General features: G+C 50.7%; 8 protein-coding genes. 5 read left to right on the top strand and 3 right to left on the bottom strand.

The genetic code is table 11. From position 1 onward, the window contains the following. Window positions 1-12 precede the first annotated feature (12 nt). Together ACSF8X_RS12705 and ACSF8X_RS12700 are read left to right on the top strand one after the other, a co-directional pair. Window positions 13-1,209: a methyltransferase gene (locus ACSF8X_RS12705; RefSeq protein WP_500850147.1), complete on the top strand. Its 1,197-nt coding sequence runs from the start codon at window positions 13-15 to the stop codon at window positions 1,207-1,209. Then, on the top strand, window positions 1,202-1,933 hold the full coding sequence (locus ACSF8X_RS12700) for a sulfite exporter TauE/SafE family protein (RefSeq protein ID WP_338048455.1): 732 nt from the start codon (window positions 1,202-1,204) through the stop codon (window positions 1,931-1,933). The genes ACSF8X_RS12705 and ACSF8X_RS12700 overlap by 8 nt, the downstream gene beginning before the upstream one ends. 118 nt (window positions 1,934-2,051) lie before the next feature. On the opposite strand, the gene ACSF8X_RS12695 is transcribed toward ACSF8X_RS12700, so the two are convergent. The 3 genes from ACSF8X_RS12695 to tyrP form a co-directional block, all read right to left on the bottom strand. Further along, entirely contained in the window at window positions 2,052-4,022 is a 1,971-nt protein-coding gene (locus tag ACSF8X_RS12695; protein ID WP_500850146.1) for a putative bifunctional diguanylate cyclase/phosphodiesterase, read from the bottom strand. A 178-nt stretch (window positions 4,023-4,200) separates the two neighbouring features. Then, window positions 4,201-5,112 carry a DUF3943 domain-containing protein gene (locus ACSF8X_RS12690; RefSeq protein ID WP_500850145.1) on the bottom strand — a complete coding sequence of 304 codons (912 nt, stop codon included), beginning with the start codon at window positions 5,110-5,112 and terminating at the stop codon, window positions 4,201-4,203. Window positions 5,113-5,312: 200 nt separating this feature from the next. Beyond that, a complete protein-coding gene (gene tyrP / locus ACSF8X_RS12685) occupies window positions 5,313-6,521 on the bottom strand; it encodes a tyrosine transporter TyrP (RefSeq protein WP_047877205.1) in 1,209 nt (402 codons plus the stop codon). Between the two features lie 343 nt (window positions 6,522-6,864). On the opposite strand from tyrP, the gene ACSF8X_RS12680 reads away from it, so the two are divergent. The 3 genes from ACSF8X_RS12680 (at window position 6,865) to adiA (ending at window position 12,011) form a co-directional block, all read left to right on the top strand. Then, on the top strand, window positions 6,865-8,154 hold the full coding sequence (locus ACSF8X_RS12680; RefSeq protein WP_500850144.1) for a CinA family nicotinamide mononucleotide deamidase-related protein: 1,290 nt from the start codon (window positions 6,865-6,867) through the stop codon (window positions 8,152-8,154). A gap of 190 nt (window positions 8,155-8,344) precedes the next feature. Continuing rightward, window positions 8,345-9,655, top strand: a complete 1,311-nt coding sequence (gene potE / locus ACSF8X_RS12675) for a putrescine-ornithine antiporter (RefSeq protein ID WP_500850143.1) — start codon at window positions 8,345-8,347, stop codon at window positions 9,653-9,655. 64 nt (window positions 9,656-9,719) lie between these two features. Beyond that, window positions 9,720-12,011 (top strand): arginine decarboxylase, encoded by a 2,292-nt coding sequence (adiA, locus tag ACSF8X_RS12670; protein ID WP_500850142.1) that lies wholly within the window; start codon window positions 9,720-9,722, stop codon window positions 12,009-12,011. The last annotated feature ends 9 nt before the right edge of the window (window positions 12,012-12,020 follow it).

Here is a 12,020-nt window from a genome sequence, read left to right as displayed (position 1 = left end):
CAAGAGTCCCAGATGTATTCCGAGCAATTTAGCCACCTTGACCGTTTACTGGCCGAAACCCGTGAGTTCTGGCAGTTTATGCCGTTTTCTGCCGACTATGCTAACTGGGAGGCGCAGTATCCAGAGTTGTGCCAATGGCTGATGGGGCTGGATGAGCACGCGCTGGCCGGTTACTTGGCTGATACCGAAGCCTTGGCTGATAAGCTGTCCCAGTGGATCCCGCAGGTCGTGGATTTGCAGGCAGCGAGTCAGCTTACCATGCTCGAGAAAGTGGATCGCTTGCCGCCAAGGGGAATCGATACCGGGATCCCCGGCCGCAAATGGCAGCAATTATTGGCGTTTAATGGCGTGATGCCCCAGCTGGGTTTGCCGTGGTTGGAATGGTGCTCGGGCAAAGGCTATCTTGGCCGGGTGCTGTCGGCGACACACCAGACCCCGGTGACCAGCCTTGAATGGCAGCAGGCATTGTGTGATGACGGTGCTGTGGCGGCCAAGCGCTTGGGGTTGCCGATGACCTTTGTCCAAGGCGATGCGTTTGCCGAGGAGAGCAGTGCCTATATCGTTTCTCGCCAACATGCCGTTGCCCTCCATGCCTGTGGTGACCTGCACGTTTCCTTGCTCAAGCAAGTCGCGGCCAAGCAGGGGCAGGCGGTGAGTATCTCGCCGTGCTGTTATCATTTGATCCGCGATAAAGAGTACCAGCCGATGTCAGCCTTGGGCCAGCAGAGCGTGTTGCGATTATCTAAGCTCGATCTCAAATTGCCGCTTCAAGAAACGGTAACGGCAGGGAACCGGGTACGCAACCTCCGCTTTGTCGAGGTGAGCTATCGTTTGGGGTTTGATAGCCTCCAGCGTGATCTTCTGGGCGAAGAGCGCTATTTGCCGGTCCCCAATTGCCAGAAAGCGTTGTTTAACGACGGATTTGAAGGTTTCTGCCGCTGGGCGGCTGAGAAGAAGGGCATAACACTGCCACAATCCCTTGATTACCGTTATTGGCAACAGTGCGGCGAGCAGCGTTACCATTGGGTTGAGCGCCTGGAGCTGTTGCGTCAGGTTTTCCGCCGGCCACTGGAAATGTGGTTGGTGTATGATCGGGCCTGTTTTCTGGAGGATGCCGGATATGCAGTCACGATCGGAACATTTTGCGATAAGCCGATGACACCTCGCAATATTATGATTCACGCAGAACGGAAGCAATTGAGTGATTGATACCCAAACCTTGGTTTTTTGTGCCCTGGCGTTAGCCGCCGGTTGTTTTGTTCAGAGTACGGTTGGCTTTGGCATGGCGATTGTCGCCGCGCCGATAGTGTATTTCTTCGAACCGCGCTTTGTTCCCGGGACAATTACCTTGGTTGGGTTGGTACTGGCTTTGATTAACATGTGGCAGTACCGAGCGATGCTTTCAATTAAAGGTCTTGGAGCGGCATTTGTCGGGCGGGTGCCCGGAACGATGATTGCCGGATGGTTGCTGCTCTATATTTCCTCGCAGTCGCTAGCACTTGTGTTGGGGATTGGCGTTTTGCTGGCGGTGGCGATTAGTTTACTCAATATACGGATCAAGCCGACGAACACCTCGCTATTTTGGGCCGGTTTTGCTTCAGGCTTGATGGGGACCTCAACGTCTATCGGCGGGCCGCCAATGGCATTGGTACTGCAGCATGCCGAGGCGGCGAAGCTGCGTGCTAATTTGGCCGGATACTTTGCCTTTAGCTGCGTATTGTCGTTGGTGGCGTTGACGTTTACTGGCCATTTTAGTTGGTGGCATTTCAAATATGGGATGTTGATTATGCCCGCACCGGTTCTTGCAACGCTGTTTGCCTACCGTATTCAGCATCTCATCAAAGCTGAATGGCTGCGCTATGCCTTGTTGCTCTTGTGTTCGGTTTCCGGAGTGATTGCTATTTGGCAGGGTGTTTCCCCTTATTGGGTTTGAGACAGAGTGATGCTCGCAAACAAAAGGCCCGGTTCAGTCATGAATCGGGCCTTTTGTTTGGTTGGTGTGAGGGTTCACCCTTTATCCATAGGATGATTTATAGGATAAATGGGCACATTTATTCGAATGCTATTACAGAGTTGAGCAACTGAAACTGGCGCTCCTCGAGGATCGCCGCTGGCATCGGCCGTCCGAGGTAATAGCCTTGGCAGTAGTCAAAGTGGTTGCGTTGCAGGTAATGGAGCTGTTCGAGGGTCTCGACACCTTCGGCGACGACCTTCAAGCCGAGTTTCTCACAGATGGCCTGAGTGGCCTCGACGATGGCCTGACTGCTTTTGTGCTCCCCCTGAACGAAGCTCTTGTCTAGCTTCACCGTGCTGATTGGCAGATCCTGCAACTGCGAGAGTGACGAATACCCCGTGCCGAAGTCATCCAGATACAACTCTAGCCCGAGCGAGGCGAGATCTTCAAGGCACTGCTTGGCATCATCGAATTCTTGCAGCATCGCCGATTCCGTCAACTCGATGGCCAGCTGCGCTGGGGGAATGCAGTAGCGACGGAGAATGCTCTCGATAGTTGGGGCAAGGCTGGATTGCAGTTGAGCCCGGGAAAGGTTGACGCTCATTATATAAGGCGGCAGCTCAGGATACCGCTTGCGCCATTTGGCTAGCTGTTTGCAGGCTGTCTTCATTATCCAGCGCCCAAGCGGGACGATTTGGCCGGTTTCTTCAGCCAGCGGGATAAATTCCGAGGGGGATATTTGTCCCAGCACTTCGTCATGCCAGCGGATCAGCGCTTCGAAGCCCTTGAGCTTGCCGTGCTTGAGATCAACGATAGGCTGGTAGTAGAGCTCGAAGGATTCGGCCTCAAGGGCGAGTGACAAATGGTGGCGCAGGGTCATCTTCCGGTAAAGGGCATCGGCCATATCCGGTGAGAAATAATGGCTGCGGTTGCGGCCGCGTAATTTCGCCCGGTGCATGGCCATGTCAGCCTGGGTGATGAGGGTTTCGATATCTTTGGTATCGGTCGGATAGTCTGACATCCCGATGCTGCAACCGATAGAGAGCTCGCCAACTTCTTTGATGTGAAAAGGTCGATTGAGGGCTCGGATCAGCTGCTTGGCAAATAGGGCTGTATCGCTGCTGTAGCGGTGTTCGATTTGGACAATGAACTCATCGCCGCCGAAGCGCGCCAGCAAGCCCCGGCTTTTGATTTCGTTTTTGAGGCGGATGGCAATGGCTCGAAGCAGTTTGTCGCCGATGGCATGGCCGTAGGTATCATTGACCAATTTGAAACCGTCGATATCGAGGAATAGCAGGCTGTAGCCTCGTTGAATGTGCTGTTGTTCCAAGATGGCATTTGTCAGGCCGCGGCGGTTAAGTAGGCCAGTTAGGTAGTCATGCTCGGCATTGTAGGTTGCCTTTTGTAGTTTCTCCCGGTCTTTGCTGATATTGACCAGATTGAGCAGTAGTTGGTTTTTGTCTTCCAGCCACTTTCCCTCTATATCGAACCAATTGTGGTTGCTGCCAGTCCAGCATAGCTTCTGGGTGGTGATGGGGGTTCCATGTCGGATTTCGTCTAGCCATTGCCAGGCCAGTTCATGGTCACCGAGAAAAGTGCTGAGATCGGTCAGCTGATCGCCGAAATTGTGTTGATATGTGCGGTTGGTACTAATTAGCTTGCCGTTTTCGCCAAACAGTAAGGCAAGGTTTGATGAGCTGGAGAAGGCAAGATCCCGGCGCAGGGTTGATTCTTCGGCTATGACTTCGACCAACATCGCCTTGCGGCCATCGTCAAGCGGGTAGCCGGAAAAATGGCAGAGTGTTTTTTTAAGGATATTTTCTGGCGAAAAGTACCACCAAGTACGAATGCTTTCTCCAGCATCGAACCGGTTTAGGTAACTGTGCAGCAAGGCATTCACGGCTTCAGACATATCAAGGCTGAGGTCGCGGGACAATAGCTCTTCTTTGGTTTTTGCCTCCCACAGCGGTAATGCTGCGGAATTTGCCCAAAGTATGCGCTTATGGTGAACATCAAAGACCCATATCGGAGCTTGTAAATACTCGAAGGGAGAAAAGGTATGATTCATGACCAACGCTTATTAACTTATTGTCATAATTATAATTATTATAAGTAAAAAACGGTGTAGGTTGTTTATAAAAGTGGGGGAATCGTGAAGCCAATTCACGAATGCTTAAAAAGGTAAATAATGTTGTTGACTGCCGGTGAAACAAGGGGTTAATCCGACCGGCAGTCGATAAGTGGTATTACTGCAGAGCGAGCTTCAACTCTAGGCCAATAAATTGCCTGTCGTAGGGGATACCTGCGTCTGTGGCGAAGTTGGCCGCTGTTGTGTTGCCGAACCATGGTTTGTAAGTAAAGCTGACATCGGCATCGCCAGCCCACCAGTCAGTGACCCAGTAATGGATATGGCCGACAGGGTTGAGCAGAAACAGGCTGACATCCCCGAGGGCTTTTGAACCCATTACCTCTCCGCCACGGGCTGTGATTTCCAACTCGGTCTGGAACATCCATTCACCGACGGCAGCGCCAAACAGTGGTGTGACGATGATATCTTGAATAGACGGCACTTCGGCGAAAGACTCTACGCCATATTCCCAGAAAAAGGTCGACATGGTCGCCGAGTACAGGAATGACTCCCATTCGTTGAAACCAGAGTGACGTGCGGCAGTGTAGTACACACCACCGAAGTAAGGGTGCATGACGTAGTTGAGGTAGTGGTCATCATGGTCCCAGACCGGCCCCGCGCTGACGTTATCCCACCACTTGCTGCCAAGGTTGCCTAGATTGCGATCTTCATCCGTCCAATTGGTCACGCTTTCTGGGAGCAGGGTCATCATGCCAACCGTAGCAAAACTGAGCCCAAGAATGGTATATGACTGGCTGAGCAGGTAATCCCAGTCTTTTTCCGGTGCGACAGATAAGTGCATCGGAAGTGTATTGATCGAGTGGCTGTCGGCCTGTCGGTCACTATTGGCAGCAGAGCGACTTGTTATGTCCGAGTGAGACGATACTAATAAAGAGTCTGGTGCGTAATAGTTTAGGAAAGTGCCTTGACTCTCATATTGATAGAAATCGGTTTCACCGTGCCAGGCGTAAGCTGGTGCGCTAAGGGTTGCACAGCTGACAAAAAAAGATGACAGAAAAGAAGTGCGCAAAATACGCTCCGCAGTTGTTCAGGGGTGGACAGAAAAAGAAAGGCGGAGAGTATCACTGAAAAATAATATGATTCCTAGTGATTTTAATCGCTAGGAATCATAAATTATTTTGTTTTATCGTAAGTGAATATATTTAATGTGTTTTGTATGTAATCAATAAGCAGCTTCCTATGACTTAATATCGTTTGGAGGCTGTTTTTTTATCCAATTGCAGGGATTAGGCCAGCCATTTGCAGCAGCTGTGCAGAAATGATCACAATACCAAATCCGACGGCGACGATAAGTGCCGCTGTACCACCGAACACCTGATAGTTTTGCTGGTGCTCTGAAAACGTTTTTCGCTGAACCCTGACCATAGCTACTGGCAGGAAGATAGCCAGTATAACGAGGGCGATGGCTGCGAACCCCAGTGCCATGATAAAGCCTTGTGGGTAGAACAGGGCAAATGCCAGTGGCGGTACAAAGGTGATCAGGGCAGTGTGAATACGGCCATGCTTGTGGGCATCGCGCTTGAAGCTGTCAGAAATGAAATCGAACAGGCCAAGGCTTACGCCGAGGAACGAGGTTGCCAGTGCCAGATCGGCAAAGATCGATACCGACTTGCTAATCATGGGGTTGTGCAGCACTTGGCTCAGAGTCGCTATAAAGCTCCCCAGGTTGCCACTGGCCATCAATGCAGATTGGCTCATGGAACCTTGACTGGCGAGTTGCCAGAAAATGTAGATGATCAATGGCATTGATGAGCCGACAATCATAATTTTCCGCAGTGCGCGCATATCTAGCCCGACATAACGAACAATTGACGGGATACTGCCGTGAAAACCAAATGAGGTAAAAATCACAGGCAGGGCTGAGATCACCAGGCCTTTCTCAACAGGCATGCTAACCAGATGTTGGCCATCTACGTTGGGGATCATCAACGTCAGCATCACCACCAAAGCAATAAGTTTGAGGCTGAAGAGGATCCGGTTGACGATATCTACCGAGTGGGTGCCAACCGCGACAATCGTGGCGATGATCACGGTGAACAGCAGGGCGCTGAACTGCGGGGTTACTGAAAGGCCTGCCCAATGGGTGAGCTTGTCATTGAGCTGGTCGCCACCACCGGCAATGTAGGCGGCACACAGCGAGTACATCAAAAAGGCAACAGCAAAACTGGCAAGGCTCTGACCTTTGCGGCCAAGCAGTTTATAGGCCAGCGAGTTGAGCGTTGCGGTTTGCTCGGCGTGCTGGTGGAGCTCAAGCATCAGCAGGGCGGTGTAGGTCATCAGCAGCCATAGGCCAACCATGATAAGTGTCGCAGTACCGAAGCCGAGCCCGGCCGAGGCAAGAGGCAGGGCTAGCATGCCCGCGCCGATAGTGGTGCCGGCAATAATAAGCATACTGCCGAAGGTTTTGTTCATCGCCATGGAAATAGGTTCCCGATATAAATAGGTGGTTTTGGGAGGATGTGCAGATACCTGTGATAACTCCCGCTGAGAAACTAAGGCCACAATGGCACGATATGTGTAATTTAATGTTTACACTCGGTAGCCATTGCGGCTATCGATAGCAGGTGTTAACAGTGTATTTTTCCATACTTATACTACTTCTATAGTCAGATGATTGTGATTGGCGGCGCTAATCCTTGCTGCCTCTGGTTTGCTACATTAACTGCATCATTTTTCACTGTCAACTTATGTTTATTTTGGTGTAATCATAAGTTTACATTTTTAGTTGTAAGGTGTTTGAATTCAGTGGTTCGGAAACGAGATGAAACCAGTGGGTGTCCTGCGTGTGATGAGTGGGTATGATGGGGGGGAGGATAATGACAAAGGAAATCGTATGCTGAACGTGGCGATGATCAGTACCGGCGAAGAGGTATTGCACGGGGATATTACCGATACTAATGCAGCCTGGCTGTCCCGGCTCTTTTTCGAACAAGGCTATGCGCTGAGCCGCAGGACAACCGTCGGCGATCAGCTAGATGGGCTGGCACGGGAAATAGAGCACTGTAGCCTGACAGCCGATATCGTTGTGGTTAATGGCGGGCTGGGCCCCACCAGCGATGATTTGACGGCGCAGGCTGCTGCAATGGCAGCCAATACCGGGCTGGAGCTGTCGGAACATTGGGTGGCCGAAATGGAGGCCAAGTATGCCCGTATGGGACGTGAGATGCCGGAGACCAATCTCAAGCAGGCATTGTTGCCACAGGGGGCGGAGATCTTGGACAACCCTGTCGGGACGGCATGTGGGTTCGTGATGCGGATCAATCGAGCTATTGTCCTGTTTACGCCCGGTGTACCGAGCGAATTCAAGATAATGGTTCAAGATCAGGTGCTGCCTTATCTCAAAGCATTGTTCCCTTCGGTGGTGAGCCAAGTCTGCCAGCGGCTTTATACCTTTGGTCTGTCCGAATCGGGGATCAGCCAGACTCTGTCATCGCTGGTGCTACCGGAAGGCGTGGTGATTGGCTACCGATCTGCGCTGCCGTTTATCGAGGTTAAGGTTTTTGCCCCACAGCATTGCCCAAATGTCTCTGCGTTTTATCGAACAATCATTGAAATGCTTGGCGATAATGTGGTTGGTATTGGCCAACCTATGTTGTCAGAGATTTCTGGGTTGCTGCAGGAAAATGCCATTACGGTGTCTGTTATCGAAGAGTTTACCGGTGGTGCCTTGGTGAATGAACTACATCGTGATGAAGCCTGTGCTGCATTGCTGAAAGATGGCCGGTTTGCACGCGATTTTGCCAAGACAGATAAAGATCTCGCTAGCTTGGCAGAAGCTCACCGAAGAGAGACTAATGCGGATGTTGTTTTGGTGGTTGGCGGTAAACGCCACGAGGCCGTTTCGGTTGCCTTGGCGGGTAAGGATGCGGTCTGGGTCCAGCAGGTTGCGAGCAAGCGTCAATATTCTCAGTCATCCTATCGTACTGTGATAGCGACACTGGCGTTAGACATGCTACGGCGTTATCTGTGTGGTATGCCTGTATTTGGTCGTTATGAATCTCTCCAACAGATAGCCTCTTTTGATTCTTCAGGTGCCATCGATAACGAGTAAAAGAGCCATACCCAAGTAACAATGAGGTTGCTTGGGTCTATGTATTTCCCCTGTCATTTTTTCAAGATGGCGAAGTTGAATTTACTAACTAAGATTAGTGGAACTTATTTTTGTGCTCCTGATCGGCAAGATTGAATATCAGGCGCGGAAATATTCTTTGCGCCTCAAGCTGATGATTGGGTGGTAAGTGATGAGTTCTGAAAGCAATAAAATGGGGTTGGTGGGTTTAACCACGATAGTCACCGTCAATATGATGGGGTCTGGAATTATTTTATTGCCTTCTAGCTTGGCGGCAACAGGGGGAATTGCTCTACTGGCGTGGGGGATCACCGCAGTGGGGGCATTGTGTATTGCCTATGCGTTTTCTAAGTGCGGAATGTATTGTACAGAAAACGGTGGTATGTCTGCCTATGCTCAGCGAGCTCACGGGAAATCCAGCTATTTTATTGCCTCTTACACGTATTATGTTTGTCTCGTGATCAGTGCCGTTGCTATTTCTGTCTCGACGGTGGGGTATCTAGAAACGTTCATACCGTGGTTGAAGCTGACCCCGTTTCATAATTTTGTCGGTGTGGTGGCTATTTTAATTCTGACATTGATGGCCAATGTTCGCGGTGCGAAGATCACAGGGCGAATATCGTCGGTAACGGTGTGGGGGGTGATCATCCCGGTACTCGGGGTGTCGATCATGGGTTGGTATTGGTTTGATCCCCGGTTGTTTGCCGAGGCATGGAATCCCCATGACGTGCCGACAATGACGGCGATGTCATCGGGTATCGCATTGACGTTGTGGGCGTTTCTCGGCATCGAGTCGGCAGGGGTTAATTCGGGGGCGGTAGAGAACCCGAAGCGTAATGTTCCATTGGCCTGTATGCTGGCAACTATATTTTCGGCTGTTACCTATGTGGCGTCGACCACAGTGATCCAAGGAATAGTCCCCAATGCGGAGCTCGCCAAGTCAGATGCCCCGTTTGGTTTGGTGTTTTCCAAAATGTTCTCGCCAATGGTCGGCGATATCATCACAGTGATGGCGATTATCGCCTCTGTCGGGTCGCTGTTGGGATGGCAGTTCACTAATGCCCAAGTTTCCAAGTCAGCTGCTGAACATCACCTGTTTCCCAAGATATTTGCCGATGTGAACAAATACGATGCTCCGCTTAAAGGCATGTTAATCATGCTTGGGTTGGAAATCACCCTTGCTGTAATGACTATTTCCCCGACTTTGCTCAAACAATTCAATATTCTGGTTGATTTGGCCGTCTTCATTAACATGATCCCCTATATCTTATCGCTCACCGCACTCGGCGTTATATTGCGCAGCAGCAATGTCGGCCAGCGTGAATATAGTGTCAGCATTGCATTGGGTTCTGTTGCTGTGCTCTACAGTATTTATGGGGCTTATGCCACCGGTAAGGACTCGGTCTATTACGGTGCCATTATTATGCTGCTCGGTTATTTCTTTTATGGGTTTATCGCAAGCCGCGATCAAGCGAAACATTAAATAGACGGGCTGGTTATGGCGATCGGCTTGGTAGTGCTGTGTCTGATAAACAGGGTTTGAATCTATGAAAAATTACGGCAAGCAGATGCGTGTACTCATTTTCAATGAAACATTGAAGGCCGGTGTGCTTGAAAATGCCTTGGAGCGGTTGAACGATGAATTCACTAAAGAGGGGATAAGTATCACCACCGCTGAGTCGTTTGATGACTGTTTTTCGATCCTCAATGCCAATATTGCGATTGATTGTTTCATGCTGACATCGTTAATGACCGGGCAGCAGGCAGAAGAAAACGAGAAGTTCTATCAGTTGATCGATAAGCTTAACCACCGCCAGCAAAATGTGCCTGTCTTCCTGTTGGCAGAGCGGAAAGTCACCACTCTGTCTGTCAGCCGCGAGTTGATGTCACGGGTTGATGAGTTTGCCTGGATTTTAGAAGATACCGCTGATTTTATTGTTGGCCGGGCTGTTGCCGCAATGCGGCGTTACCGCGAGCAACTTTTGCCGCCGTTGATGTCGGCAATGATGAAGTATGATGATGTCCACGAATACTCATGGGCAGCGCCGGGGCATCAGGGCGGAGTGGGGTTTACCAAAACGCCAGCCGGACAGCGGTTTTACAGTTACTATGGCGAAGGGCTATTTCGTTCTGACATGGGGATTGAGCGGGGATCACTGGGTTCGCTGCTCGATCATACCGGGTATTTTGGTGATAGTGAGGCCTTTGCTGCCCGTGTTTTTGGTGCGGATAAGTCTTATTCTTTGGTGACGGGAACGTCGGGATCTAATCGAACCATTATGCAGATCTGCATGAAGGAAAACGACCTTGCGATATGCGATCGCAACTGTCACAAGTCGATAGAACAAGGGTTGATGTTGACCGGTGCCTTGCCCGTTTATTTGCTTCCCACCCGTAACCGCTACGGTATTATTGGCCCTATTCATCCGGAACAGATGGAGCCAGAAGCCATTTGCAAGCGGGTAGAGGCCAGTACTTTGACCAAGGGCTTTGCGGAACAGTCGGCGGTCTATGCGGTGATAACCAACTGCACCTATGATGGCCTGTGTTATAACGCCAAGCGAGTACAGGCGATCCTCGGTGAAAGTAGCAATCGGCTTCATTTCGATGAGGCATGGTACGGTTATGCGCGTTTCAATCCTATTTACGAGGATCATTATGCCATGCGTGGTGAGCCCTCTGACGACGGGGAGGGGCCGACGGTATTTGCAACTCACTCGACGCATAAGCTGCTTAATGCTTTGTCGCAGGCCTCGTGGATCCATGTCCGTTATGGGAAAGATAAGATTGATTTCCAGCGCTTCAACCAAGCATACATGATGCATGCCACGACCTCTCCGCTGTATGCAATTAGTGCCTCCAATGATATTGCCGTATCGCAGATGGCCGGTAATCGAGGGCATTCTTTGACACAAGAGGTGATCAAAGAAGCGGTGGATTACCGTCAGGCAATGGGGCGGTTATACCGTGAATTCGAGATGGATGGCGATTGGTTTTTCAAACCTTGGAACGCAGAAACGTTTGTGGATCCGCAAACGGGTAAATCGGTGTCGTTTGAAGACGCTGATCCAAACCTGTTGGCGACCACTCAAGACTTTTGGGTGATGAAACCGGGAGATGCGTGGCATGGCTTTGTGGATATGCCCGAGAATTGGTGCATGCTCGATCCGATCAAGGTGAGTATTCTTGCCCCCGGGATGGGCGAAGATGGTACATTGCTTGACTGCGGGGTGCCAGCTGCGTTGGTCACCCAATATCTGACTCGCTTTGGTATTGTTCCCACCCGTACCACTGATTTTCAGATCATGTTTTTGTTCTCTATGGGGATCACCAAGGGTAAATGGGCGACTTTGGTTAATACCCTGCTCAGTTTCAAAAAGCACTACGATAACAATACGTCACTCAAGCAGGTTTTACCTACGCTGGTGGCGGACTATCCTGATACTTACGATGATATTGGCCTGAAAGATTTGGGTGACCGGATGTTTCAGTATCTGCGTACCCACACCCCGTCAGACAAACTCAATGCCGCCTATTCTATGCTGCCGGAGGCGATAGTGTCGCCGCGTAAGGCTTTCGAAGCAATTGTGGATAATCACGTCGAGATGGTGCCGTCGCATAAGCTCAAGGGGAGGGTGGCAGCTAATGCTGTTATTCCTTATCCACCGGGCATTCCGATGCTGATGTCAGGTGAGAGCTTCGGTGACAGTAAGAGCCCGCAGATTGGTTATTTGCGGTGCTTGGAAGTTTGGGACAAAGAGTTCCCGGGCTTTGAGCATGAAACGGAAGGCACCGAAGTGGAAGATGGCGTGTATTACGTTATGTGTATCAAGCAATAAACCGCCAAG

The organism is Photobacterium panuliri (genome assembly GCF_059920555.1).
This window is presented reverse-complemented; position numbering and strand designations above follow the sequence as displayed.

What these genes read in the sequence shown, in the direction of transcription:
- adiA (WP_500850142.1), top strand. Translation starts at nt 9,720, where the DNA reads ATGAAAAATTACGGCAAGCAGATGCGTGTACTCATTTTCAATGAAACA.
- tyrP (WP_047877205.1), bottom strand. Translation starts at nt 6,521, where the DNA reads ATGGCGATGAACAAAACCTTCGGCAGTATGCTTATTATTGCCGGCACC.
- ACSF8X_RS12695 (WP_500850146.1), bottom strand. Translation starts at nt 4,022, where the DNA reads ATGAATCATACCTTTTCTCCCTTCGAGTATTTACAAGCTCCGATATGG.
- potE (WP_500850143.1), top strand. Translation starts at nt 8,345, where the DNA reads ATGAGTTCTGAAAGCAATAAAATGGGGTTGGTGGGTTTAACCACGATA.
- ACSF8X_RS12680 (WP_500850144.1), top strand. Translation starts at nt 6,865, where the DNA reads ATGAAACCAGTGGGTGTCCTGCGTGTGATGAGTGGGTATGATGGGGGG.
- ACSF8X_RS12705 (WP_500850147.1), top strand. Translation starts at nt 13, where the DNA reads ATGTATTCCGAGCAATTTAGCCACCTTGACCGTTTACTGGCCGAAACC.